Raw genomic sequence first — 24,698 nt, 5'->3', positions numbered from 1 at the left:
AGGTTATGAACCTGCATGCCGTTTCATGAAAACCATACCGTACTTTTTGACCTGGACGGAACCATCGTCCGTTCCCGCGATGGCATTGTGGAATCCATTTACGCCGTACTGCGCGACCTTGGTCATGAACCCGACATGTCGATCGACCTGACATGGGTGGTCGGTCCCCCGCTGGAGGAACTGATCGCCCATATCCTCGCGCATTATGGCGATGACCGGGTGCAGGAAGCGATGGCGCTTTACCGCAAGCACTACGAATCGGAAGGCATGCACAAAAGCCCGGTTTTCGACCACATGCGCAACGTGATCGAGACCCTGTCCGCGGAAGGGGTGCGGCTGTTTGTTGCGACATCCAAGCCACGCCATCTTGCGCGCAAGATCCTGCACCTGCGCAATCTCGTGCAGTATTTCGATGGCCTGTCGGGCGCGCGCGCCGATGACAGCGGCGCGGAAAAACCCGAACTGATCGCCGCCGTGCTGCGTGAACACGACATCCGGCGCGAGGACGCGCTGATGATCGGCGACCGGCGTTTTGACATAAGCGGCGCACATGCCAACCACGTTCGCGCGCTGGGCGTATTGTGGGGATACGGCACGCGGGAGGAACTGACGCAGGCCGGTGCCGATGCGCTGGTCAGCCAGCCGTCCGAACTGCTGGACGCGATCCGCCAGCAGTTTGCCGCGGCCGAAGCCCACCCGCACGGCTGATACGCCCTATCGCGCGATCATCGCCCGCAGGCTTGCATCCGTCCCGCAGCCGCGCACCACGCAGTCATGCACGATCAGGCCCAGCAGGCGGGCGTGGGTTTCCAGCATGCGGCCAAAACGCAGGTCGGCATCCTGCCCGTCCGCTGGCGGCGTGCGCTGGCCGATATCCCTGACCGCAACCAGGGAGACGGCATGCAGTTCCAGCGCGCGCGCCAGCACGGTCCGGCACATATCGGCAGGCGGGGCGGGGGCGACAGCTTCATCGGCCAGCACATGCCGCGCGGAATCAAGATAGAACAGCCGCCACGCGTCGGGATCGCGCGCGGGCAGCCGGTCGCAGTATGCCAGCACCGCCGCCATGTCCGCGAAAATCACCTGACCCCGCAGGTCGGGATGCGCCAGACGCCGGGCCACCTGTACGGGACACCCAAGCACCGCCACCCCGCGCGGCCCAAGCCCCGCCGCGCGCAGGGCGGCGGGACCGGCGTCCAGCACGGCCTCAAGATCGCCGAAATGGGCCAGAAGTGCCTTGGCCTGCGGCTTGGTATCGCGCCGGGGCACGGCTGCGAACAGCAGGACCTCCAGCAATTCGTAATCAGCCAGCGAATGCGCGCCTGCCGTGCGGATACGCCTGCGCATGCGTGCCCGGTGGCCACCCGGCCCCGTTCCCCTGAGCGTATTCATGCCATCGCTTCCCCCACCGCATTTCCCCTCGCCATGATTGATAGCATTGGTTACCCGGCGACGGGATTGCTATAGAAGATAATGTCATGGACAGCCTTATCCCCACCGGCCCCGCGCCGGATTACCTGAACCGCCTCAATCCCGAACAGCGGGCCGCGATCGAGACGACGGATGGCCCACTGCTGGTCCTTGCCGGCGCCGGCACCGGAAAGACGCGGGTGCTGACCACGCGGTTCGCGCATATCCTACTGTCGGGCCGCGCACGGCCCAACCAGATCCTGGCCGTGACCTTTACCAACAAGGCCGCGCGTGAAATGCGCGAACGTGTCAGCGCCCTGCTGGGCGAACCGGCGGAAGGGCTGTGGCTGGGCACGTTCCATGCGCTGTGCGCGCGCATGCTGCGCCGCCATGCGGAATATGTCGGGCTGACCAGCAGCTTCACCATCCTTGACACCGATGACCAGCTGCGCCTGCTCAAGCAGGTGCTTGAACCCTACCGCATCGATACCAAGCGCTGGCCGCCACAGGCGATCATGGGCGTAATCCAGCGGTGGAAGGATCGCGGGCTGGTGCCAGACGCCATCACGGCGGCCGAGGACACGGATTTCGCCAATGGGCGCTGCGCCGAGATCTATACCGATTACCAGCAGCGCCTGAAGCAGCTCAACGCCTGCGACTTTGGCGACCTCATGCTGCACATGACGGAAATCCTGCGCAAACATCCCGATGTGCTGGCGCAGTATCACCGTTTCTTCCGCTACATCCTGGTGGACGAATATCAGGACACCAACACCATCCAGTACCTGTGGCTGCGGCTGCTGGCCCATCGGGACAACCAGCCGTCCAACATCTGCTGCGTCGGCGATGATGACCAGTCGATCTATTCCTGGCGCGGGGCGGAAGTGGAAAACATCCTGCGCTTCGAACGTGATTTCCCCGGCGCGAAGGTCGTGCGGCTGGAACGCAATTACCGTTCCACCCGGCAGATCCTTGGGGCGGCGTCGGGCCTGATCGCGCATAACGAGGAACGTCTGGGCAAGACCCTGCATCCCGGCCGCGAGGATGCGGAAGGCGAGAAGGTGCGCGTGATTTCCGTGCAGGATTCGGATGATGAAGCCCGCATGGTCGGCACCGAGATCGAACGCCTGCGCGCCGATGGCCACCCGATGGCGGAAATCGCCATCCTTGTCCGCGCCGGTTTCCAGACCCGCGCGTTTGAAGAACGGCTGATTACCCTCGGCCTGCCCTACCGCGTGGTGGGCGGCCTGCGTTTTTACGAACGTGCCGAAATCCGCGATGCCATCGCCTACATGCGCGTGGTCAACCAGCCGTCGGACGACCTTGCGTTTGAACGCATCATCAACGTGCCCCGCCGGGGCGTGGGCACCACGGGGCTGCAGAAAATGCACATGCATGCCCGCGAACGCCAGATCCCGCTGACCGCGGCCGTGCTGGAAATGCTGGGCGCGGGCGACATCAAGGGCCGGGCGAAGGAACAGCTTGCCGCCCTCATGCGCACGCTGGGCGCCACGCGCGACATGCTGGGGCGCGAGGGACATGTCGTCGCCATCGATCACCTGCTGGAGGACAGCGGGTATATCGACATGTGGAAGGCCGACAAATCCCCCGATGCGCCGGGACGGCTGGAAAACCTGAAGGAACTGGTACGCTCGCTGGCGGATTACGAAAACCTTGGCGGTTTCCTGGAACATGTCGCCCTCGTCATGGATACCGAGGATAAATCGGGCGCGGACAGCATGAGCATCATGACGCTCCATGGCGCCAAGGGGCTGGAATTCGACACCGTGTTCCTGCCGGGATGGGAGGAAGGCGTGTTCCCCTCCCAGCGCACGCTGGATGAAGGCGGCCTGAAAGGGCTGGAGGAAGAACGCCGCCTGGCCTATGTCGGCATTACGCGGGCGCGCAGGCTGGCCATGATCAGCCACGCCGCCAACCGCCGCATATACGGCAACTGGCAGTCCGCCATTCCCAGCCGCTTTGTCGAGGAACTGCCCGCCGAACATATCGAGACGCGCGGCGATACGGCCAACAGCAGGCGCAGCTTCCTCGGCCGCCCCGCCGTGTTCGGCAGCACGCCCTTCCCGCTGGTGGCGTCCCGGCGCGTGCATGACGTAACCCCGTCCACCACCGCCACGTCGGGCATGAAGGTGGGGGTGCGTGTGTTCCACCAGAAATTCGGCTACGGCACGATTACCTCGGTCGAGGGAAACCGGCTGGAAGTCGCGTTTGAAAAAGCAGGCCCCAAGCGGGTGATCGATACATTTGTTGAGCAGGTATAGATGAGCCTTTCCCCCCGGCGTCACGCCACAGAACTGGAAACCATATCGGTCACGGTCCCGCCTGATGCGGTCGAAGCCTATGAATCCGCCCTGTCCACCGTCTGCGCCACCATCGGCATTTTCGAAGTCGATGACAGCCAGACCCTGTGGCGCGTGGAAGGCGTCAAGGATACCGGCAGCGGGGAGGACGAACTGCGCGCCGCCCTGATCCTGGCTGCCCTGACCAGTGGCGTGGATGCGGAACTGGAACGCAGCCACACGGAATCCGAAGGCTGGCTGGCCCGCACCTATGAATCCTTTCCCGAACAGCTTGCGGGCAGGCGCTTCGCCATCCGGGGCACGCACCTTGAACGCACCACCCGCCCCCAGCGCATCACCATCACGCTGGATGCGGGCGTCGCCTTCGGGTCGGGGGAACATGGTTCGACCCGTGGCTGCCTGCGCGCGCTGGAAATGGTCGCCTATCGCAGACCCCGGCGCATCCTCGACCTTGGCTGCGGGTCGGGCATCCTGGCCATGGCGGCCGCATCCCTGCTGCACAAACGCGTGCTGGCGACCGATATCGACCCGTGGTCGGTACGCGTGACGCGGCGCAACGCGGCCATGAACGGGCTGTCCAACCTGGTGGACTGTCACCTGGGCAATGGCTGGTCCACGCCTGCCATCCGCCACCATGCGCCCTATGACCTTGTATTCGCCAACATCCTCGCCCGTCCGCTATGCAGCATGGCGGCCGACCTTGCGCGCAACCTGCTGCCCGGTGGCACGGCCATCCTCGCGGGGCTGCTGAATACACAGGTACGCATGGTGCTGGCAGCACACCGCCGCCACGGGCTGGTGCTGGAACGCCACCTGCGTGAAGGGGACTGGGGCACGCTTATCCTGCGCAAGCCCAATGGCTGATACCGCGTCCCTGCTGATCCGTGACGCGACGGATGCGGACATTCCCGCCATTGTCGAAATCGTCAATCATGCCATCCGCAACAGCACATCCATGTGGGAAACCCACGAAACCACCATCGCCGCCCGGCTGGAGTGGCTTCATTCCAGCCAGGCCAGCGGATTTCCCGTGCTGGTGGCCGAAACCCCCGATGGCCACGTGGCGGGCTACAGCAGCTGGAAGACGTTCCGGCCCTTTTCCGGCTACAGGCACACGGTCGAGCATTCGCTGTACATCGCCCCGGCCTACAAGCGCCGTGGCATTGGCAGCGCCCTGCTGCAGGCCCTGTGTGACCGGGCGAAGACGGAGGGGGTGCATGTCATGATCGCGGGCATTACCTCCACCAACATCGCGTCGCGCAAGCTGCATGAACGCTTCGGCTTTCAGCATGGTGGCCTGCTGCCCGAATGTGGCACGAAATACGGGCGGTGGATGGACCTTTTGTTCCTGTACCGCATCATGTCCGTTTCCTGATCCCCTACGCCGAAGGATATGCCCATGCCTACCGCCCCGACCCGCCCCGACGCGCTGCGCGCCGTGCTGAAACAGATGGGCGTTGACGGATTTATCCTGCCTCGTGGGGATGAACACCTGGGGGAATACGTCGCCCCCTGCGCCGAACGCCTGGCGTGGCTGACCGGGTTTACCGGCAGCGCGGGGCTGGCAGCGGTGCTGCCTGACATCGCCGCCGTCTTTTCCGATGGCCGCTACATCACCCAGATGGACCAGCAGGTGGACGGACAGGCATGGGAGCGGCTGCATATCCGTGATGTCCCCCCCGCCACATGGCTGGCGCGGCATGGGGCCACCTGCCGGATCGGTTACGACCCGCGCCTGATCAGCGAAAGCGCGCTGCGCCCGTTCAGTGACGCGGGGCTGGAACTTGTCGCCCTGCCCGCCAACCCGGTTGACCGGATCTGGGCCGATCGTCCCGCCGCCCCCTGCACGCCGTGTGTCCCGCAGCCCGAGGAATGGGCCGGACAGTCCAGTCAGGACAAGCGCGCGGCCATTGCGGAGGGCTTGCGCGATGCAGGCGATGCTGCGCTGGTGCTGAGCGACCCGGCATCAATCGCATGGCTGCTGAACATCCGTGGCCGTGACGTGCCTTACACGCCGCTCAGCCTGTCCTTCGCCATCGTGCATGAGACCGGGCGCGTCACGTTGCTGATCGACCCGGCCAAGGTTGCCGACACAACGCGGCAATGGCTGGGGGACGATATCACGATCGCGCCGCCCGCCGCGCTGGAGAAAAACCTGCGCGCCCTGTCCGGCGCGCGCGTGCAGGTGGACCCGGCCAGCAACGCCGTATGGTTCATCCAGACGCTGGAGGACGCGGGGGCCACGGTCATCCGCAGGGGCGACCCCTGCCAGTTGCCCAAGGCGATCAAGAACCGGACGGAACAGGAAGGCAGCCGCCGCGCCCACCTGCTGGACGGGATCGCCATCTGCCGTTTCCTGCACTGGCTGGATGAAAACGCAACAGACACGACGGAACTGGCAGCGGCGGAGCAGCTTGACCGCTTCCGCGCCGCCAGCCCCGATTACCGGGAGGAAAGCTTCCCCGCCATTTCCGGTTCCGGCCCCAACGGTGCGATCATCCATTACCGCGTAACGCCCGGGACCGACCGCAGGCTACAGCCGAACGAGGTCTATCTGATCGACAGTGGCGGACAGTACCCCTTTGGCACCACCGACATCACCCGCACGGTCTGGACCGGACCGGACGCGCCGGGGGCGGATGTGCGTGACGCCTTCACCCGCGTGCTGCGCGGGCATATCGCGCTGGCCCGTGCGCACTTCCCGCGTGGCGTGACCGGCCACGCGCTCGATGCCCTTGCCCGCCATGCGTTGTGGGAAGGGGGACTGGACTATGACCATGGCACCGGCCACGGCATTGGCAGCTACCTGTCGGTGCATGAGGGGCCGGCGACCATTTCCCCTGTTTTTCGTCCTGTAAAACTGCATGCGGGCATGATCCTGTCGAATGAACCGGGCTATTACCGCCCCGGCGCATTCGGCATCCGTCTGGAAAACCTGCATCTGGTCCAGCCATCCCCCACGGCGGAGGCGGGGCGTGATTTTCTGGAATTCGAGGTCCTGACCCTGGCCCCGTTCGACCGGCGGCTGATTGACGTGGCCAGCCTGCAGGAAAATGAAATTGCCTGGCTGGATGCCTATCATGCACGCGTTTTTGAAAGGGTCGCCCCACATCTGGGAAGTCAGGAACGCACATGGCTTGGCGTTGCATGCGCACCGCTGAACGCCGGATAATGTGACTGCAAAACCACGGTCATCGCCCGGTGGCCCGATTGTCACACGGGGCTGGGGGGCCTAGGACTTTTAACCAGTTCCGACGGGGCACCCGGCAACGAACCGGGTCCGCCAAGCCGGTGCGCATGCTGAAACGCTTTTCAGTAGCAAGCACAAAGGGAGACGTTCGAGAATGTCTACAGAAAAAACAATTCCCGCCACCCTGATTCCGGGTGACGGAATCGGGCCTGAAATCGTCCAGTCCGTGACCGAGATCCTTGATGCGGTTGGCGCCCCTTTCAAATGGGAAAAGGCACTTGGCGGTGTCGCGGCACTTGACGCCACCGGCAGCCCGCTGCCCAAGGAAACGATCGAAAGCATCCGCCGCACCGGCCTTGCGCTGAAAGGCCCGCTGACGACCCCCGTCGGTGGTGGCTTCAAGTCCATCAACGTGACACTGCGTCAGGAGTTCGGCCTGTTCGCGAATGTCCGTCCGACCAAGACAATCGTGCCCGGTGGCCGTTTCGAGAACATCAACCTCGTCATCTTCCGCGAAAACCTCGAAGGGTATTACGCGGCGATGGAAAACTACATTCCATACGGTGATGACCCGCACGCCATCGCCACCAGCGCGGGTTACACCACGCGCAGGGAATGCAACCGCATCGTCCGCTATGCCTTTGAATACGCGGTCAAGAACAACCGCAAGCGCGTCACCCTGGTACACAAGGCCAACATCCTGAAGCTGCTGACGGGCCTGTTCCTTGAAGAAGGCCGCAAGGTCGCCAAGGAATATGAAGGCCGCGTGGAAGTGAACGAGCGGATTGTCGACGCCTGCGCCATGCAGCTTGTGACCGATCCGTGGCAGTATGACTGCATCGTCACCACCAACCTGTTTGGTGACATCCTGTCCGATCTGACCGCCGGTCTGGTTGGCGGGCTTGGTCTGGCGCCGGGTGCGAACATTGGCGAAAAGGCCGCCGTGTTCGAAGCCGTCCATGGTTCGGCACCGGATATCGCGGGCCAGAACAAGGCCAACCCGACCTCGCTGCTGCTGGCTGCCAACATGATGCTGGCGCATGTGGGCCGTCAGGATCTGGCCACCCGCATCGACAAGGCCATCGAAAAGGTCATCACCTCGGGCGCCGTGCGCACGGGCGACCTGGGTGGCAAGGCCACCACGACCGAACTGACCGCCGCCCTGAAGCAGGCGCTGGTCTGATACGGTTTTTCCCTGCTGCAGCCAGCCTGTCGCGGGATACGAAAAAGGGCCGTGGCGTTACATGCGCCACGGCCCTTTTTGTTTTCAAATAGTTCCCCTGATCCGCTCAGCTACCGCGATAGGTCGAAAACCCGTAGGGCGAGACCAGAAGCGGCACGTGGTAATGTCCCCCCTTCTCCCCCTTTGCCACCTGCGCCATGCCAAAGGCGATGGGCACGACATCAAGGAATGGCGGGTCCGACAGCGCGACATCCCGGTTGCGGAAATAGTCCGCCACACTGAATTCCAGCCGGTAGGCACCGGCCTGCATGTCCCCGGTCTGCTGGCCCAGGTCCGGGCAACGGCCATCCGCATTGGTCACGCCGCGGAACAGGCAATCCTGCCCCGCCCACAGGCTGATCGCCATGCCAGAAGCGGGCTTGCCTGAAACAAGGTCGAGGACGTGGGTGGAAAGGGTGCTCATGGTTCCTGCTCCAGCCGCGCCAGCACATCCGCCAGACGCAACGCGGCAATCTTGTTGATTTCACGCAGGGCGGCCTGCTGTTCCGCTTCGGGCGTGTTGTCCAGCCGCGTGCGCATCCCGTTCAGGATACCTTCCTTGTCCGACCGACGCACACAGATGATGAACGGGATGCCGAATTTGGCGGCATAGGCGTCATTCAGGGTGCGGAAGGTCGTGAACTCCTCCGGCGTCAGGCGGTCCAGCCCGGCGGAAGCCTGTTCGGACGCGGAAGCAGAGGTCAGCGTCGGGTCCACGCCCATGCGCTGCGCCAGTTCGGGATGGGCGCGGATCAGCGCCATCTTTTCCGCCTGCGTCGCCCGGTCCAGTTCATGGCGCATGGCCGCCAGCATGGCGTCCATGTCCGCAAAGGGGCCATGGACGCGGGCGCGCTGGGCAATCCATGGGGAATGTTCGTATATCGGCCCGAACAGTTCCACAAACCTGACAGCGGAAGCGCCATTGACGCGGTCCATCACGCTTTTCATGCCGGGTGCGTTTCCAGCCAGTGCCGGGCGATATCCAGCCGGGTCGCGACCCAGACCTTTTCCCGCGTGGCAATGTAATCAAGGAAACGCGCCACGGCCCGCGCACGCCCCGGACGGCCCGCCACACGGCAGTGCAGGCCCACCGACATCATGCGGGGCCTGTCCGCCCCCTCCTCATACAGTTCGTCAAAGGTATCGCGCAGGTAGGTGAAGAACTGCTCACCTTCGGTAAAGCCATTGATCGCCACGAAACGCATGTCGTTGACATCCAGCGTATAGGGTACGATCAACTGCGCACGACCATGGCTGCGATCATAATACGGCAGGTCATCGGCATAGGAATACGCGTCATAGACAAAGCCGCCTTCTTCCGCGATCAGCCGGGCGGTATTGGGACTGGTGCGCCCCTGATACCACCCCAGCGGCCGCGATCCGGTCAGCTTCGTATGCAGCGCGATGCATTCCTGGATATGCGCGCGCTCCACCGCTTCGGGCACGTGCTGGTAATCAATCCAGCGCAGCCCGTGGGATGCGATTTCCCAGCCCGCTTCCTTCATCGCCGCGACGGCTGCGGGGTTGCGTGCCATGGCGGCCGCCACGCCAAATACCGTAAGCGGCTGCTTACGCTGGGTAAAAATGCGATGCAGCCGCCAGAACCCGGCGCGCGACCCGTATTCATACAGGCTTTCCATCGCGATCGCGCGCGCGCCGGTAATCGACTGCGCCCCGATCATTTCCGACAGGAAGGCTTCCGACCCGCGATCACCATGCAGGACCGAATTCTCGGCCCCCTCCTCGTAATTAATGACGAACTGCACCGCGATCCGCGCCCCGCCCGGCCATTTCGCATCCGGCGGGTTACCGCCATAGCCGACCAGATCACGGGGATAGACACCTGTTCCAGACATTACGCCGTATCCCCGTTCTTATGCGTCATAGGCCGCAAGGGCGGCATCAACGCCACGGCCCGCGGCAAAGCCGTGGCCTTCATGGCGCAGGACGGTTTCCAGCGCGCCGATGGTCAGCAGCACCTTGTGCTTTTCGGCGTTGTAGCCCATCGCCCCGATGCGCCAGATCCTGCCCTGCAGCGGACCGAAGGCGGAACCGATCTCGATCTCGAAATCCTCGCGCATGCGGGCGCGCACCTTTTCGCCATCCACGCCCTTGGGAATGTACACGCCGGTCACGTTGGTCATGCGGTATTCGTCGCCACCAAACAGTTCCAGCCCGATGGCGCGCAGCCCGGCACAGACCGCGCGCGATGCACGGGCATGGCGGGCGAAGCGGGCCTGCAATCCTTCCTCCAGCACCACGCGGGCGGCTTCGCGTGCGCCATACAGCATGGTTGTCGCCTCGGTATGGTGGTTCAGGCGCTTTTCGGACCAGTAATCCATGACCATGGCCAGATCGAAATAGTTGGACGGAATGCGCGCCCGCGTGCCATCGCGCGTGTCGCTGCCACGGATTCCGGCCTCGACATGGCGGCGGGCGAAGATGTGTTCCGCCGCGCGGTCGGAAATGGTGATGGGGGCTGAACCCGGCGGGCCGCCCATGCATTTCTGCAGCCCGCCACTGACCACGTCCACGCCCCAGCGGTCGGTCGCGACCTCCATCCCGCCCAGCGTCGCGGTGGTGTCAACATAGGACAGCACGTCATACTTGCGGCACAGCGCGCCCACCCCGTCCAGCGGCTGGGCAATGGTGGTGGACGTATCACCATGGATGCACGCCAGCACATGCGGGCGGTGGGTGGTGATCGCGTCCTCGATCTGCTCCAGCGTGGCGACTTCGCCCCACGGAATGTCCAGCGTCACGATTTCGGCGCCAATGCGCTGCGCGATTTCGGACAGCAGCAGCCCGAACCGGCCCGCGCGCACGATCAGCAGCTTCATCCCCGGTTCAACCAGCGAGACCAGCGATGCCTCGATCCCCGCGCGCGCCGTGCCATCAACCAGAAAGGTCCAGCGATTGTTGGTCATGAACACCTGACGGTACAGATCCATCGTCTGGTTCATGTATTCGGTCATTTCCGGGTCGAACTGCCCCAGCATGTCGGCCGCCATGGCCCGCAGCACGCGCGGGTGTGCATTGACCGGTCCCGGCCCCATCAGCAACCGGGCGGGAGGATTGATCTGGCCGAAAAAGGTCTGGGTCATCCGAAGTGTCTTTCAAAAAGTCCGATAAAGGTAATCATCGCGCGCAGGGCGGCATCCGTATCGGCATCTGTTACGGATTCCGCCGGGTTGTGGCTGATCCCGCCCGCGCACCGGATGAACAGCATGGAAACCGGGGCCAGATGCGCCATGATCATGGCGTCATGTCCCGCCCCGCTGACCAGCACGGGGGCCGGGGCATGGGTCACGTCGCGCACCGCCTGTTCCATAAGATCCGTCAGCACCGGATCACACGGCGTGGCGTCAAGATCCTGCTGCAACGCCACATCCATTTCCAGCCCGCGCCGGGCCGCGACATCACGGGCCATGTCCAGGATTTCACGCGCCGCACGGTCGCGGGTGGCATTTGTCCCCGCACGGACATCAATGGTGAACACCACATCGCCCGGCACGACATTGGCCGCACCCGGCATGACATCCAGAGACCCGACGGTCGCCACCAGTCCGTCCGTGCCAGCGCGGCCCACGCGTTCGGCGGCAAGGATGATTTCCGCAGCCCCCGCCAGCGCATCGCGCCGCAGCTTCATGGCCACGGTGCCCGCATGGCCCGCCATGCCGCGCAATGTCACGCGGTAACGGTGCTGGGCCGCAATGGCGCTGACCACGCCAAGGGCGCGGCCTTCGGCTTCCAGCGCCGGTCCCTGTTCGATATGCGCCTCGACATAGGCCACGATCGGATCGCCCTTGCGCGACGCGGTATGCATGCGTCCCACATCCAGCCCGAAACCTTCCAGCGCGCTGGCCAGCGTCGCGGTCTCGGCCCAGTCACGCATGGCCGGATCCGGTGTTTCCAGCACGCCCGCCACGGCATGGGAGGTCAGCATACCGGATGGAAAGCGCGATCCTTCCTCATCACCAAACCCCACGACTTCCAGTGCGAAGGGAAAGCGTTTTCCCGATCGGGCGAAATGGGCCACGGTTTCAATGCCAAGGACTACCCCCAGCATCCCGTCAAAGAACCCGCCATCACGCACGCTGTCGATATGCGATCCCAGCAGCACCACCGGAGCATCAGGCGCAAGCCCTTCGTACCGGCCAATCAGGTTGCCCGCCGCGTCCATGCGCGTGGTCATGCCCGCATCAGACATCCATTGCGCCAGCCGCTCACAGGCGGCGCGGTAGGACGGGCCGAGATAGGGGCGGAACAGCCCGCCTTCCATTTCCGAATACGGTGCGCGGCCCAGTTCAATACAGCGCGCGACCGCACGCGCGCCAGATGGGTGATCCATGTTGCCTGCCTGCGCTACCATGCCGCGACGCACCCGTCGCTGCGCGGATCGGTCGCCCCTTCCAGCAGGCCGGAAGCATGGCGCACCAGCGCACCCGCATGACCCATCTTGGAAGAAAACGGCGCGACGCGTTCCATCTGGTGACCCGCAGCCTGCATCCGGGCAATCACTTCGGGATCAAAGCGGTCTTCGTATTTCAGGCTGACACTGCTTTCGCCCCATGTCCGCCCCAGCAGCCAGCGCGGCGCGGTCACCGCTTCCTGCAGTTCCATGCCGTAGCGCGCGTAACGGGTGAAGATGGCGGCCTGTGTCTGTGGCTGCCCCTCGCCCCCCATGGTGCCATAGACCATGGTGCGCCCGTCATCGAAACGGGCACCGGCGGGGTTGGGCGTGTGGAACGGCTTGCGACCGGGGCGCAGGCCATTCCACCCCTGCGGGTCAAGGCCGAAGCTGGTGCCACGGTTCTGCCAGACCACGCCGGTGCGCGGCAGCACGATGCCCGATCCGTATTCGAAATACAGGCTCTGGATCATGCTGACGGCCAGACCGTCGGAATCAACCACGCCCAGCCAGACCGTATCGCCCGCCTGTGACGGCCACGGCCATGGGGCCGCCCGGTTGGGATCGATGCTGGCGGCCATGCGATCCAGCGCCTTGCGGTCATCAAGAATGTCCTGCGCCTGAACCGTCATGTAGGCGGGATCGCCCACATGGGTGTCGCGATAACGGAAGGCCTGTTTTGTCGCCTCGACCAGCCCGTGCAGGTAATCGAAATCATCCGCCTTCGCCGCCTTCAGCCGGTCGAACAGCGCAAGGATCAGCAGGGACGCCACGCCCTGCGTCGGGGGGGCCATGTTATATAGGTCCGCCCCGTTGATGCGGGCATGCAGGGCTGGCTGATGGGTGGCCCTGTGCGCCTGCAGGTCCGCAAGGGCCAGCGGGCTGCCAAGGTCATGCAGGTCGGCAGCCAGTTCACGCGCGACATTGCCGCGATAAAAGCTCGACAGGCCTTCATCCGCCAGTTGCCGCAATGTATTGGCAAGGCGCGGATTGTGCAGGATGTCGCCGGGCTGCGGCAGTTTGCCGCCGGGCATGAACAGTTCCGCGAAACCGGGGACATCTTTCAGTTCATCGGCTTTTTCAGCCGTAATTCCGGCTGCGCTGTCGGTAACGGGCGCGCCCTGCTCGGCATAGAACATCGCGTCACGCAATACGCGGCCCAGTGGCAGGGCGGGCGCCATTGCGTGGCTCCATGACAGCGCAAGATCCCATCCCGAGATGGTACCCGCCACGGTATTGGCCGCCAGCGGGCCGCGCCACGGAATCGTATCCAGCCCCGCCGCATGGTAGAAACCGGCATCGGCCTTCTGCGCCGCCGCCCCACAGGCATCGATGGTTTCCACCCGTCCATCAGGCCACATGGTCAGCCAGAACGCATCACCACCGATACCGGTCATGTGCGGATAGACCACGGCCAGCGCGGCTGCCGTCGCGACTGCGGCCTCCAGCGCGGTGCCACCGGCCTTGAGCACGTCAAGACCGGCCTGACTGGCCAGATGGTGGGGGGATGTGACCATCCCCCGGCATGAACGCGGCGTATTCAGCATCAGCTGTCCTTCCGTGCGTATCCCGCATCAAGCGGGCGACAGGCGGCAAGTCCCGCGCGCTGCAGTTCGGCTGCCACGGCAAACAGCTTCGCCTCCCCGCCCGGCGCGCCAATAAGCTGGATGCCCAGCGGCAGGCCGTCCACCGACAGCGGGGCCGCCAGCACCGGCAGGCCCGCAAGGCTGATCGGTTGCGTGAAAATGCCAAGATTGGCACGGGCGGAAACTGTCCGGCCGTCCACCACGATGGAAGGCTGGTCGATACGCGGTGCAACGCCCACCGTGGTGGGGGCGACCAGCACATCCGCATGGGCAAGGGCGGCATGCACATGTTCACGGAACCAGCGACGGAAACGCTGCGCCTGCACGAATGTTGCGGCTGGCAGCATGGCCCCGGCCATAAGCCGCCCGCGTGTCGCGGGATCATACTGCATGGACCGCCGCCGCAGGCGCGCAAGGTGCAGGTTGCCCCCCTCCGCCGCACTGATCAGGAAGGCGGATGCCCGCGCACGCGCGACTTCCGGCAGTTCGATCACCTGGTCCCGGCCCAGATGCGCCATGACGGCGTCAATACCTGTCGTCAGTTCCGTGCTGATATTATTTGCAAACCAGCCACCAAGGCGGGCCACGCGCACATCACCCACATCGGGTTCGCCCACCGGCGCGCCACCGGCCATGATGGTGTAGACGGCCCGCAGGTCCTCCACCGTGTCCGCCATGGGACCAACCACATCCAGACTGGCCACGAACGGATAGACACCGCCCAGCGGCATCTGCCCATAGGTCGGCTTCAGCCCCCATACCCCGCACAGCGAGGACGGGATGCGGATGGACCCGTTGGTGTCCGACCCCAGCGTGAATGGCAGCAGGCCAGCCGCCACCGACGCCGCCGACCCGCCCGATGACCCACCGGCCAGACGCGCGGTATCATGCGGGTTGCGGGTCGTGCCGGTATGGGCGTTTTCAGTGGAAAAACCGTAGGCGAATTCATCCATGTTCAGGGTCGCGACCGGCACGGCGCCCGCGGCCCGCAGGCGTTCGACGACAACCGCGTCACGCGTGGCGGGCAGGTTGTCGCGCAGCACGATGGACCCTGCCGTGGTGACTTCGCCCCGGACGTCAAACAGGTCCTTCACCCCGAAAGGCACGCCCGCCAGCGGGCCGGGATCGCGGCCCGCGGCAATGGTTTTGTCCACTTCCTCGGCCTGCGCCACGGCGGCGGGACCAAGGATGCGGGTGACACTGTTGAAGCGGGTGTCACGGGCTTCGATATCCGCAATCACGTCCGTCACGACCGATACGGCGCTGCGACGGCCCGCGCGCACATCCGCCGCAATGGCAAGGGCTGCCCCCGCCTTGTGCCCATGAACGGTCATGGCACGTACTCGTAGGCAGGTTCACAGTCATCCGGCAGCGCAAAGCTGCCGACCAGATCAGCATAACCGTGCAGCAGGGCTGTATTCGCCACCACGTCGGGCATGCAGGCGGCCGGTATGGACAGGCCGATAATCCGCGCCATGTCGGCCACGGGGGGAACCTTGCGGTCATCATGCCCCCCCGCGCCGGAAAGACCCGGCGACGGGGGGGAAAGGCGTGCTGCGCTGCTCATCTACTCAACTCTCTCCCGGATGGATCAATCTACCCGGGGCGCATCATGCAACAGGAGGATCGAGACTGACCAGTTCCGGCACGTCATAGGCCAGCAGACTTTCAAGGTGTTGCCTGCCATCAGCCACATACAGGTCACGCCCCAGCCCGCGGGCCAGGCGTTCCACGCCAAAGCGCATGCCGCTGATCGACGCCCCCGACAGTCCCATGCTGGGCGTTGCCGAAAACGTGAAATTGTGGATGTTCGCCAGCATGGGCGCCAGCGCGTCATCCGCCCGGCGCGGCAGGAACTGGTAGTTTTCACCCAGATAGGGATAGCTTTCCAGCACGGCGCTTTCCGCCCCCGCAGGCGCGGTATAGCGATCGCCCCACAGGGCGACGGAAGATGCAAAGGATTTCGTTTCCGGCCGGCGTGACAGGTCGGTCGTGAACCCGGTGCCGATGATCACGAAATCGAAGCGCATTTCACCCGTGGGCGAATCGACCACGATCTCGTCCCCATCCATGCGCGCGCCCGTCCACGGGCATCCGGTGCGGAAGGAGAAGTTTTCATGGCGGCGGCAGCGCCAGAACGTATCCTGCGGCGGCGGCTGGTTGAGTTCGAATATCCGGCGCATGAAACCCCAGCGCAGGTCATCGGACAGGGCGGGGTAGTAGGCGAGGAAGCCGGTATTCTCCATCCACCGGTAGGGGTTGATGGAAGGGATTTCCTTGCGCCGCAGGCACAGCGTGACACTGCCCGCGCCTTCTTCCAGCGCCGTGGCCGCGTTGTCGAACGCGGATGCCCCGGCCCCCAGCACGCCAATGCGCTTGCCCTTCAGCGCCGCGAAGTCGATGTCTTCCGACGTATGGGCATACCGCGCGCGCGGCAGGCCATCACGGATGAAGTCGGGCACATGCCACGAACCGCAGCCTTCAATCCCGGTGGCCAGCACCAGCTTGCGGGCATAATGCACATGGGTGGAGCCGTCGGGGCGGCGGAAGGTCAGGCGCAGCAGGCCGTCTTCCCATGTAACACCCTGGAAATCATGGTCATTGGCAACCGGCAGCTTCAGGATGTCGCGGTACCAGTCCAGATAGTCCTGCCACTGCCCGCGCGGGATCTTGTCCAGCTTTTCCCATGCCTCGGCCCCATGCTGGGCTTCATACCATGAACGCGGCGTAAGCGAGGGCACGCCAAGGTCGGGGCCGGTCACGTATTTGGGCGTGCGCAGCGTGATCATGCGCGCGAATGTCACCCACGGGCCTTCGCCGCCCTTCGCCGCACGATCGAAAATCCGGACATTGGTGATGTTGTTGCGCTTGAGCGCAAAGGCCGTGGCAAGACCACCCTGCCCCGCCCCGATAATGGCCACGTCCAGCACGCGCTGGCCGTCACGTTCCATGGGGGGAACCCATTCCTTGCGGGGATAGCGGATGATTTCCAGATCCCGGCGCACCGCCGCATCCAGTGCTGCAAGCCCGCTGTCCATCCGGGCATTCGGCGGCGTTGTGGTGTCCATCTGCGGGTTCCCATCATGTTTTACTGTTTGTCGATGCAGCCCGCATGGCGTCCCCCGACGCCATGCGGATAGTCCCCAACCGCACCATGATGGGTAAATCTAATCAGCCCGCTACCTGTTTCGTCTAGTATAATGATCTGACCGTTCCGTTGCCCAAAACGCAACACGGGGTCAGACCACCCGTTCGTCGCTGACCCCCTGCACGCGACGCAGTTCCAGGCGCAGTTCCTCGATCACCGTTTCCAGCAGGGGCGGCAGCCAGCGGGATTCGCGCACATAGGCCCCCAGGTCCGTCACCGCGCGCGTGTCACGCAGCGGCACATGGCGCAGGCTGTCCTGTCCCGGCTGCACGCCCACCGCCAGCGGTGACTGGAACGCCAGCCCCGCCCCCGCCTGCACCATGCGGTTGGTCAGTTCGATCGATCCGGTCTGCAGCACCACGTTCAGCCTGTCCTGCCACGGACGCAGCATGGGTTCCATGACACGGTACAGCGACAGCGTGCGCGTGGGCAGGATCAGGCGATAGGCGGTGCATTCCTCCACCGTGACAGTGCGCAGATGCGCCAGCGGATGATCCGCACGCACCACGGCCCCCACCGGGAAATGCCCGACCGCCACGCGCCGCAGTTCGGGATACAGCGCCAGCGAAAACGCAATGCCCAGATCCACCCGCCCGTCCTGCAGGGCTGATACGATGGTCTTGGGCGCGCCGACCTCCACATGCAGTTCCACGGACGGATAGGCGGAAATGATGCGTTCCAGCAGGGCGGGCAGCAACTGCCCCGCGATCCCTTCCACCGCCATGATGCGCAGCCGCCCGTCATGCCGGCCGGACAGGGCGTTGATCTGTTCTTCCGTCCGGGCGGCATCCTGCATCACGGTCACGATATGACGGGCCATGATCGTGCCCACTTCCGTCAGCACCATGCCATCGGGCAGGCGGTCGAACAGGGGGGCGCCGATTTCGGCTTCCATCTGCGCAAGCTGGCGGGTCAGGGCGGATGGCGTGACATTCAGCCTGCGCGCGGCCTCGCGGATCGACCGGCATTCCCGCACGGCATTGAAATAGGAAATGCCCCGCGCATGCAGCCGCATCATGCGGGGGGTACGGGAAAGCGGATCATTCATGGGCTGGTGTCATCCCCGTTTGCATGACCGCCTGCCTGCGCCGGATGCAGGAAGCGGGTGACGATTTCCGCTGCGACCAGTGCGGCAATGACGGCAGGCCGCTTGTCGCGTATGTCACGCCCCCCGATCGGGCAGACCATGGCGGCAATCCGGTCCTCGGGCAGGCCGATCCGACGGAAGCCCGCCTCGAACCGGCGGCGTTTCGTGTGCGAGCCTATCAGCCCGACATAGCGAAAATCACCCCGTTCGAGGAGGGATGCAACAATAAGGCTGTCCAGCGCGTGGCTCTGTGTCAGCACCAGCGCACCGGAACCCGGCGGGGCGTGGGCCACAAGCGGTTCCCATGCACCATCATCATGCACCGTAACACCCGGGGGAACGGAGGGGCCGAATTCATGCGGCCGCGAATCGCACCATGCCAGCCGCAGCGGCAGCGGGGCCAGCACATGCGCCAGCGCGCGGCCCACATGCCCCGCGCCAAACAGCAGCAGCAGCGGCTGCGTGCGGCGCAGGTGTTCAAGCCGTGCCATGATGCCATCCAGACCCGGCGGATCCGGCACATCAAGGGTCAACTGGACCTCGCCACCGCAGCACTGCCCCGAACTGCCGCCAAGGCTTATGCGCTGCACCAGCATCCGCCACCCCGCATCCAGCAGCCTGCGCGCCTGATGGATCGCGTTCCATTCCAGATCGCCGCCACCGATCGTGCCGGAGTGTTCGGTGGGCGTGACCAGCATGAAGGTCCCGGCCTCACGCGGGGTAGACCCGCGTGCTTCCGATACACTGATCCGGGCGACCGGCTGGCCTGACAGCCGCCAGCGCACCAGATCCGCGCGCATTTCCATGCTCATGGCACTCAGGCGGGCGGGTTGCCGTGCCGCATGCGTTCGGCCACGCGCAGGATCATTTCCGGCGTGGCGGGCGCGTCCAGACGGGGACATGTGCGATAGCCATCCAGGCTGGCCAGCGCATCGGACACCGCCTGCAGCACCGACACACCATGGACGAAGGGCGGTTCCCCCACCGCCTTGGAACGGAAGATGGTGTATTCGCGATTGGGCGCGTTTTCCAGCAGTTCGACATTGAATACCCACGGGCGGTCGGAACAGGCCGGGATCTTGTACGTGCTGGGCGCATGCGTGCGCAGGCGGCCCGCCTTGTCCCAGACCAGTTCCTCACACGTCAGCCACCCGGCGCCCTGCACGAATCCCCCTTCGATCTGGCCGATATCCAGCGCGGGGTTCAGGGACTGCCCCGCGTCATGCAGGATATCCACGCGGTCGATCTTCATCTCACCCGTCAGCAGGTCGATCACGACCTCCGAACAGGCCGCGCCATAGGCGAAGTAATAGAACGGACGGCCCTGCCCGGTATCGCCATTCCATGAAATCTTCGGCGTCTTGTAAAACCCGTTGGCGGACATGGACACGCGCGCGAAATAGGCCTGCCGCGTCAGGTGCGCAAACGCGATGACCCTGTGCCCCACATGCACGCCATCGGGGGCGAAGCGGACTTCGTCCTCGCCCACGTTCCAGTGGGCGGCCGCGAATTCCACCAGCCTGCGCTTGATGCGGCGCACCGCGTCCAGAACAGCCATGCCATTAAGGTCCGCGCCCGAGGACGCCGCCGTGGCCGACGTATTGGGTACCTTGCCGGTCGTGGTGGCGGTAATGCGTACCTGATCCGTGCCCAGGCCCAATTCACGCATGGCGACCTGCACCATCTTGGTATGCAGGCCCTGCCCCATTTCCGTGCCGCCATGGTTCACCTGCACCGACCCGTCGGTATAGACATGAACCAGCGCACCGGCCTGGTTGTAATGGGTGGCGGTAAAGGAAATGCCGAATTTGACCGGCGTGATCGCGATGCCGCGCCGCAGGTAGGGGCTGTCGACATTGAACGCGCGGCAGGCCTGGCGCCGTTTTACGTAATGGCAGCGCCGCGCCAGTTCGGGCAGCAGTTCGGCGGTGATCGAGTCCTCGACCACCATGTTGTAGGGCGTGACGTTGCGATCATGCGTGCCATAGACGTTGCGCTGGCGGACCTCCAGCGGGTCAAGCCCGGTGGCAAAGGCGATTTCCTCGATCACGCGTTCCGCCGCGACAACGCCCTGCGGGCCGCCAAAACCGCGATAGGCGGTGTTGGACTGCGTATTGGTGCGCAGTGGCTCGGAACGCAGGCGCACGTCGGGATAGAAATAGGCATTATCGGCATGGAACAGTGCGCGGTCGATCACGGGGCCGGACAGGTCGGCCGACCACCCGCACCGCGCCGCCAGCACCATGTCCACGGCAACGATCTGGCCCTCGTCGGTAAAGCCGACATCGTAATCAATGACGAAATCATGCCGCTTGCCGGTCATGGTCATGTCGTCATCACGGTCCAGCCGCATCTTGGCCGCACGCCCGGTCCGGTCGGCCACTAGGGCGGCAAGGCAGGCACAGGCGTTGGCCTGCGTTTCCTTGCCGCCAAAGCCACCGCCCATGCGCCGGACCTCGACCGTGACCAGGTTGGCGGGACGGTCCAGCACATGGGCGACCATATGCTGGGTTTCGGTCGGGTGCTGGGTGGACGAGGTGACATGCATCTCCCCCTCTTCACCCGGGCGGGCCAGCGCGACCTGCCCTTCAAGGTAGAAATGTTCCTGCCCGCCCACGATCACGCGGCCCGACAGCCTGCGGGGCGCGTGCCCAAGTCCCGCCTCCACGTCGCCGCGCTTCATTTCCATTGGCCGCCAGACCAGCGGGCTACCGGCGGCACGGGCCTCGGCCACGTTCAGGATGGCGGGCAGGTCCTCATATTCCACCTTCGCCAGACGTACGGCGCGACGCGCCGCACCACGGGTGGTGGCGGCAACCACGAACATCGGCTGGCCATAGAACGAGACTTCGGTGGTTGCCAGCAGCGGTTCGTCCCCCTTGCCCACGGGGCTGATCTGGTTGTCACCGGGAATGTCGGCGGCGGTATAGACGCCCACCACGCCATCCACCTGCCGCACGGCCTCAAGGTCCATGGACAGGATCCGGGCATGGGCGCGGGTGCTCAGTCCCGGAACCAGATGCAGCGTGCCGCGCGGTTCGGGCAGGTCATCAATATAGGCGGCGCTGCCCTGGACATGCATGGCGGCACTTTCATGCCGCAGGCTGCCTGATGCCCCACCGGGCACAATGCCGTCGCCCGCCGTGGGGGATGCATTGGCAAAGCCGTTTCCATCAGCCATGGGCGTGTCCTCCCGCATTGGCGCAGGCCGCGCGCACGCTGATATCGGCGCGTGCGCTTTCCGGCCCGCAATCGGCGTAAAGCCGGGTCAGCAGATTGGCCGCAACCGTGCGGCGGTACCAGTCGCTGGCCCGCATGTCGGTAATGGGGGCGAAATCATCCATGATGGCCTGACGCGCCGCCGCCAGCGTGGTTTCATCCCACATATGACCTTCAAGTGCCGCCTCCGTCCGGGTGGCACGGCGTGGGGTGGCCGCCATGCCGCCAAAGGCCACGCGGGCGCTGGCAATGGCGCCATCCGGCGCAAACGTCAGGGAAAATGCCCCCAGAATGGCGGAAATATCCTGATCGAACCGCTTGGAAACTTTCCAGGCACGCACAACCGTCTCCGCGCCGGGACGGGGAATGCTTACACCTTCCACAAACTCACCGGGCGCACGGTCCTGCCTGCCATAATCGATGAAGAAATCTTCCAGCGCGATGACACGCCGCGCGTCGCCACGGCGCAGGTGCAGTTTCGCCCCCGCAGCGATCAGCACCGGCGGTCCGTCGCCAATGGGTGATCCATTGGCGATATTGCCGCATACCGTGCCGCTGTTGCGCACCTGCACCGAGCCGATGCGGCGGATGATCTCCGTATCCGGCTGCGGCAGGATGTCGGCCAGTGCCGCGCGGGCCTCCTGCCATGTTACCGCAGCGCCGAGATACACCCCATCCCCATCACATTCGATCCGGCGCAGGTCAGGCACCTGCCCGATGGCGACAACGTGCGGCAGGTTCCGCATCCCCTTGGTCACCCACAGGCCCACATCGGTCGCCCCGGCCACGATCCGTGCATCGGGATCCGCCATCATGGCCTGCGCCAGTGCGTCAGCACTTGCCGGAATGGTCAGGCGGCCCGCTGGTCCATCGCATTCGACCGTGGCCCCATCGCACAGGGCGCGCAGCCGGTCGGCGATTTCTCCAGCCATGGCGTCAAAATGGTCCGGTCCCGCCTGCATGGCCTGCCGCATGGCACGCACGATCGGCGCATATCCGGTGCAGCGGCACAGGTTGCCGGCCAGCATGTCGTCAATCGCGTGTTCATCCTGCGCCAGCCCGTCGGCCTTGCGCCCGGCCACCATGGACATGACAAAACCGGGCGTGCAGAAACCGCATTGCGAGCCATGCTGGTCCACCATGGCCTGCTGCACCGGGTGCAGGCTGCCATCGGGCGCGCGCATGTCCTCGATGGTCAGGACCTGCGCACCGTCCAGCATGGACACGAACTGGATGCACGCATTGACCGCGCGCCAGACCAGACGGTCCCCTTCCAGCCGCACCACCAGCACGGTGCAGGCCCCGCAATCGCCTTCGTTGCAGCCTTCCTTGGTGCCGGTCAGGCCGCGATCTTCCCGTAGCCAGTCCAGCAGCGTACGCGTTGGCGCGACATCGGCCAACGTATGGCATTCGTTTCCGACATAGAAACGGATACCGTGTCTGATCCCCGTCAAATCTGTTCCCTCTATCATGGCCACGGACTGCCTCACCCCCCTCAAGGCAGACAGCCGGAACAGCCTTTCATTCTGATCTATGTAATATATGGAACCCGGTCCGGCCTTGTCACCCCGGCAAAGGACAGGAGACGGCCTGAAAAACCCGTCCTTGGGATATCCGGCAAATTATTCAGGAAGTTTCTGGTGGTGCTTTTTCAGAAAGCTTCCTGAAACGCCGCCTTTTTCAGACAAGGCGACACCCAAAAATTTTTGTTGTTTTTTATCAACATGCTCCAGGGCCACGATCCTGTATTTCGCCGTCATGCATGGACAGGTGCGCCGCCCTGCGCATCCGTTCCGACAGTCCGGGGCTGAAGGCCGGACATGGCACGTAGGCCCCATATCCCACGCCTTCGCACGGCATGTCGTCCTGCCACACCGTCACCCCGCCGCGAATGACCCGCACCGCCCTGCCACCCAGCGTGATCCCGGCATACAGGCCGGATGTGCACGTTTCCAGCGCATCGGGATCCCACAGTACGATATCGGCATCGGCCCCCGGCATGATCGCGCCCTTGCGGGGGTAGATGTTGAAGGCGCGGGCCGCCGCCTGCGATGTGACGGCCACGAATTCCTCCGCCGTCAGGATACCCGCGCGCACGCCGTGCTGCCAGACCACGCGCATGCGCTGCGCAAGCCCATCAGTCACCCCGTTTCCAGCAGCACCGGACGGGCGGAAGCCACTGGCCACCATGCCGATATTGCCTGATGCCAGCCCACCCCATAACGCCCGCCGGTGCGTGCCGTCACGAAAGGGTGGCAGGGTGACGCAGGGATCCGATGCAGCATCGCCCTCGGGATCATAGACCGCTTCATCCACCACCAGATGGGGGGCCAGCACATGACCCTCCACCCGCTGCCCGCGCAGGCGTGCATGCGCCAGGATGTCCGTGGCGCCAATGGTGGATACCGGCCCCACATGCACCGGCCCCCCGGCCAGTCCTGCCAGCATGATGGCGCGGCCCACCGCTTCGTCCTCGACCTGCGGCGGGGCGGACAGCAGGCAGGCCTCGTTGCCGGTAATGCCTGCATGATCCAGTTCCGCCCGCAGGTAGGCCACGGCCTGCGCATTCTGGGCCTCGATCATGCACAGGGCGCCATAATCGGCGGCATGGCGGGTCAGTTGCAGGATATCGCGATCAGACAGTCCATCCGCCATGGACAGGCGGAAGGCATTCACCCCCCTGTCCGCAACCAGTTCATCCATGTGCCGCAGCACGGATGCACTGGCATCGGGCAGCGCCATATGCAGCCCGACATCGACATGGGCATGGCGTGCGGCNNNCCGCCAGTCCCGCCATGCCGCATCCAGTCCGCTACCGTCGGGACGCATGGTGTCGAGTATGGTGGTGGTGCCACCGGACAGCGCCGCCACCGTGCGGGCGAAACCGGCGTCATCCGCGCCAATGCCAACCTGCGGGTCCACCCCGCCGGGCATGACCAGCAGCCCCCCCGCATCCACCACCGTGCAGCCGGTCGGCCTGTCCAGGTCGGGGCCAACGGCCAGGATCTCGCCCTCGCCACCGCACAGCACGTCAACCCGGAATGACGCCTGCGCCGTCACCACCGTCCCGCCACGGATCAGCAGCAGGTCGCGCGTGTGTCCAT

General features: G+C 64.9%; 21 protein-coding genes. 6 read left to right on the top strand and 15 right to left on the bottom strand.

Going from position 1 to position 24,698, the window contains the following annotated elements:
* Positions 1 to 15 precede the first annotated feature (15 nt).
* Positions 16 to 708 carry an HAD hydrolase-like protein gene (locus GEU01_RS02395; protein WP_010507593.1) on the top strand — a complete coding sequence of 231 codons (693 nt, stop codon included), beginning with the start codon at positions 16 to 18 and terminating at the stop codon, positions 706 to 708.
* A gap of 6 nt (positions 709 to 714) precedes the next feature.
* On the opposite strand, the gene GEU01_RS02390 is transcribed toward GEU01_RS02395, so the two are convergent.
* Positions 715 to 1,392, bottom strand: coding sequence for a JAB domain-containing protein (locus GEU01_RS02390; RefSeq protein ID WP_232272384.1), 678 nt, complete (start codon positions 1,390 to 1,392; stop codon positions 715 to 717).
* 86 nt (positions 1,393 to 1,478) lie between these two features.
* Here GEU01_RS02390 and GEU01_RS02385 point away from each other — a divergent pair, with 86 nt between their 5' ends.
* The 5 genes from GEU01_RS02385 to GEU01_RS02365 all read left to right on the top strand — a co-directional run bounded on the left by GEU01_RS02385 (position 1,479) and on the right by GEU01_RS02365 (position 8,104).
* Positions 1,479 to 3,692 carry an ATP-dependent helicase gene (locus GEU01_RS02385; RefSeq protein ID WP_010507596.1) on the top strand — a complete coding sequence of 738 codons (2,214 nt, stop codon included), beginning with the start codon at positions 1,479 to 1,481 and terminating at the stop codon, positions 3,690 to 3,692.
* On the top strand, positions 3,693 to 4,595 hold the full coding sequence (locus tag GEU01_RS02380; protein ID WP_019084789.1) for a 50S ribosomal protein L11 methyltransferase: 903 nt from the start codon (positions 3,693 to 3,695) through the stop codon (positions 4,593 to 4,595).
* Entirely contained in the window at positions 4,588 to 5,106 is a 519-nt protein-coding gene (locus GEU01_RS02375; RefSeq protein ID WP_010507598.1) for a GNAT family N-acetyltransferase, read from the top strand. The genes GEU01_RS02380 and GEU01_RS02375 overlap by 8 nt, the downstream gene beginning before the upstream one ends.
* Before the next feature lie 24 nt (positions 5,107 to 5,130).
* Positions 5,131 to 6,903 carry an aminopeptidase P family protein gene (locus tag GEU01_RS02370; RefSeq protein WP_026018431.1) on the top strand — a complete coding sequence of 591 codons (1,773 nt, stop codon included), beginning with the start codon at positions 5,131 to 5,133 and terminating at the stop codon, positions 6,901 to 6,903.
* Positions 6,904 to 7,075: 172 nt separating this feature from the next.
* Entirely contained in the window at positions 7,076 to 8,104 is a 1,029-nt protein-coding gene (locus GEU01_RS02365) for an isocitrate/isopropylmalate dehydrogenase family protein (protein WP_010507600.1), read from the top strand.
* A gap of 106 nt (positions 8,105 to 8,210) precedes the next feature.
* Here the strand turns inward: GEU01_RS02365 and uraH are convergent, their stop codons facing one another.
* The 14 genes from uraH to GEU01_RS02295 form a co-directional block, all read right to left on the bottom strand.
* Positions 8,211 to 8,567, bottom strand: coding sequence for a hydroxyisourate hydrolase (gene uraH / locus GEU01_RS02360; RefSeq protein WP_019084787.1), 357 nt, complete (start codon positions 8,565 to 8,567; stop codon positions 8,211 to 8,213).
* Complete coding sequence (gene uraD, locus GEU01_RS02355; RefSeq protein ID WP_019084786.1) at positions 8,564 to 9,079, bottom strand: 2-oxo-4-hydroxy-4-carboxy-5-ureidoimidazoline decarboxylase; 516 nt, start codon at positions 9,077 to 9,079, stop codon at positions 8,564 to 8,566. The genes uraH and uraD overlap by 4 nt, the downstream gene beginning before the upstream one ends.
* An 8-nt stretch (positions 9,080 to 9,087) precedes the next feature.
* On the bottom strand, positions 9,088 to 9,999 hold the full coding sequence (gene puuE, locus GEU01_RS02350; protein ID WP_019084785.1) for an allantoinase PuuE: 912 nt from the start codon (positions 9,997 to 9,999) through the stop codon (positions 9,088 to 9,090).
* Between the two features lie 18 nt (positions 10,000 to 10,017).
* Positions 10,018 to 11,247, bottom strand: a complete 1,230-nt coding sequence (locus GEU01_RS02345; protein ID WP_019084784.1) for a pyridoxal-phosphate-dependent aminotransferase family protein — start codon at positions 11,245 to 11,247, stop codon at positions 10,018 to 10,020.
* Entirely contained in the window at positions 11,244 to 12,515 is a 1,272-nt protein-coding gene (locus GEU01_RS02340) for an allantoate amidohydrolase (RefSeq protein WP_019084783.1), read from the bottom strand. Before GEU01_RS02340 ends, GEU01_RS02345 begins: the two co-directional genes overlap by 4 nt.
* Positions 12,509 to 14,101, bottom strand: a complete 1,593-nt coding sequence (locus tag GEU01_RS02335) for a gamma-glutamyltransferase family protein (protein WP_019084782.1) — start codon at positions 14,099 to 14,101, stop codon at positions 12,509 to 12,511. Before GEU01_RS02335 ends, GEU01_RS02340 begins: the two co-directional genes overlap by 7 nt.
* A complete protein-coding gene (locus tag GEU01_RS02330) occupies positions 14,101 to 15,474 on the bottom strand; it encodes an AtzE family amidohydrolase (RefSeq protein WP_010507610.1) in 1,374 nt (457 codons plus the stop codon). Before GEU01_RS02330 ends, GEU01_RS02335 begins: the two co-directional genes overlap by 1 nt.
* A complete protein-coding gene (locus tag GEU01_RS02325; protein WP_010507611.1) occupies positions 15,471 to 15,707 on the bottom strand; it encodes a DUF4089 domain-containing protein in 237 nt (78 codons plus the stop codon). The genes GEU01_RS02330 and GEU01_RS02325 overlap by 4 nt, the downstream gene beginning before the upstream one ends.
* A gap of 43 nt (positions 15,708 to 15,750) precedes the next feature.
* Positions 15,751 to 17,208, bottom strand: coding sequence for an NAD(P)-binding domain-containing protein (locus tag GEU01_RS02320; RefSeq protein ID WP_019084781.1), 1,458 nt, complete (start codon positions 17,206 to 17,208; stop codon positions 15,751 to 15,753).
* A 171-nt stretch (positions 17,209 to 17,379) separates the two neighbouring features.
* Positions 17,380 to 18,336, bottom strand: coding sequence for a LysR family transcriptional regulator (locus GEU01_RS02315; RefSeq protein WP_019084780.1), 957 nt, complete (start codon positions 18,334 to 18,336; stop codon positions 17,380 to 17,382).
* Positions 18,333 to 19,187 carry a xanthine dehydrogenase accessory protein XdhC gene (gene xdhC, locus GEU01_RS02310; protein ID WP_019084779.1) on the bottom strand — a complete coding sequence of 285 codons (855 nt, stop codon included), beginning with the start codon at positions 19,185 to 19,187 and terminating at the stop codon, positions 18,333 to 18,335. Before xdhC ends, GEU01_RS02315 begins: the two co-directional genes overlap by 4 nt.
* A gap of 5 nt (positions 19,188 to 19,192) precedes the next feature.
* Positions 19,193 to 21,556 carry a xanthine dehydrogenase molybdopterin binding subunit gene (xdhB, locus tag GEU01_RS02305; RefSeq protein WP_042710757.1) on the bottom strand — a complete coding sequence of 788 codons (2,364 nt, stop codon included), beginning with the start codon at positions 21,554 to 21,556 and terminating at the stop codon, positions 19,193 to 19,195.
* A complete protein-coding gene (xdhA, locus tag GEU01_RS02300) occupies positions 21,549 to 23,066 on the bottom strand; it encodes a xanthine dehydrogenase small subunit (protein ID WP_232272383.1) in 1,518 nt (505 codons plus the stop codon). The genes xdhB and xdhA overlap by 8 nt, the downstream gene beginning before the upstream one ends.
* A 247-nt stretch (positions 23,067 to 23,313) precedes the next feature.
* Positions 23,314 to 24,528 carry an amidohydrolase family protein gene (locus tag GEU01_RS02295; RefSeq protein WP_456303503.1) on the bottom strand — a complete coding sequence of 405 codons (1,215 nt, stop codon included), beginning with the start codon at positions 24,526 to 24,528 and terminating at the stop codon, positions 23,314 to 23,316.
* Positions 24,529 to 24,698: the final 170 nt, after the last annotated feature.

The sequence above is a fragment of the Komagataeibacter europaeus LMG 18890 genome (assembly GCF_000285295.1).
GTDB classification, from domain to species: Bacteria; Pseudomonadota; Alphaproteobacteria; order Acetobacterales; family Acetobacteraceae; genus Komagataeibacter; species Komagataeibacter europaeus.
The sequence above is the reverse complement of the archived record's forward strand: the minus strand, read 5'-3'. Positions and strand labels throughout refer to the sequence as shown.

Excerpts from the sequence above, each read along its gene's own strand:
- GEU01_RS02395 (WP_010507593.1), top strand. The coding sequence starts at position 16 with ATGCCGTTTCATGAAAACCATACCGTACTTTTTGACCTGGACGGAACC.
- GEU01_RS02390 (WP_232272384.1), bottom strand. The coding sequence starts at position 1,392 with ATGAATACGCTCAGGGGAACGGGGCCGGGTGGCCACCGGGCACGCATG.
- GEU01_RS02385 (WP_010507596.1), top strand. The coding sequence starts at position 1,479 with ATGGACAGCCTTATCCCCACCGGCCCCGCGCCGGATTACCTGAACCGC.
- GEU01_RS02380 (WP_019084789.1), top strand. The coding sequence starts at position 3,693 with ATGAGCCTTTCCCCCCGGCGTCACGCCACAGAACTGGAAACCATATCG.
- GEU01_RS02375 (WP_010507598.1), top strand. The coding sequence starts at position 4,588 with ATGGCTGATACCGCGTCCCTGCTGATCCGTGACGCGACGGATGCGGAC.
- GEU01_RS02370 (WP_026018431.1), top strand. The coding sequence starts at position 5,131 with ATGCCTACCGCCCCGACCCGCCCCGACGCGCTGCGCGCCGTGCTGAAA.
- GEU01_RS02365 (WP_010507600.1), top strand. The coding sequence starts at position 7,076 with ATGTCTACAGAAAAAACAATTCCCGCCACCCTGATTCCGGGTGACGGA.
- uraH (WP_019084787.1), bottom strand. The coding sequence starts at position 8,567 with ATGAGCACCCTTTCCACCCACGTCCTCGACCTTGTTTCAGGCAAGCCC.
- uraD (WP_019084786.1), bottom strand. The coding sequence starts at position 9,079 with ATGGACCGCGTCAATGGCGCTTCCGCTGTCAGGTTTGTGGAACTGTTC.
- puuE (WP_019084785.1), bottom strand. The coding sequence starts at position 9,999 with ATGTCTGGAACAGGTGTCTATCCCCGTGATCTGGTCGGCTATGGCGGT.
- GEU01_RS02345 (WP_019084784.1), bottom strand. The coding sequence starts at position 11,247 with ATGACCCAGACCTTTTTCGGCCAGATCAATCCTCCCGCCCGGTTGCTG.
- GEU01_RS02340 (WP_019084783.1), bottom strand. The coding sequence starts at position 12,515 with ATGGTAGCGCAGGCAGGCAACATGGATCACCCATCTGGCGCGCGTGCG.
- GEU01_RS02335 (WP_019084782.1), bottom strand. The coding sequence starts at position 14,101 with ATGCTGAATACGCCGCGTTCATGCCGGGGGATGGTCACATCCCCCCAC.
- GEU01_RS02330 (WP_010507610.1), bottom strand. The coding sequence starts at position 15,474 with ATGACCGTTCATGGGCACAAGGCGGGGGCAGCCCTTGCCATTGCGGCG.
- GEU01_RS02325 (WP_010507611.1), bottom strand. The coding sequence starts at position 15,707 with ATGAGCAGCGCAGCACGCCTTTCCCCCCCGTCGCCGGGTCTTTCCGGC.
- GEU01_RS02320 (WP_019084781.1), bottom strand. The coding sequence starts at position 17,208 with ATGGACACCACAACGCCGCCGAATGCCCGGATGGACAGCGGGCTTGCA.
- GEU01_RS02315 (WP_019084780.1), bottom strand. The coding sequence starts at position 18,336 with ATGAATGATCCGCTTTCCCGTACCCCCCGCATGATGCGGCTGCATGCG.
- xdhC (WP_019084779.1), bottom strand. The coding sequence starts at position 19,187 with ATGAGCATGGAAATGCGCGCGGATCTGGTGCGCTGGCGGCTGTCAGGC.
- xdhB (WP_042710757.1), bottom strand. The coding sequence starts at position 21,556 with ATGGCTGATGGAAACGGCTTTGCCAATGCATCCCCCACGGCGGGCGAC.
- xdhA (WP_232272383.1), bottom strand. The coding sequence starts at position 23,066 with ATGATAGAGGGAACAGATTTGACGGGGATCAGACACGGTATCCGTTTC.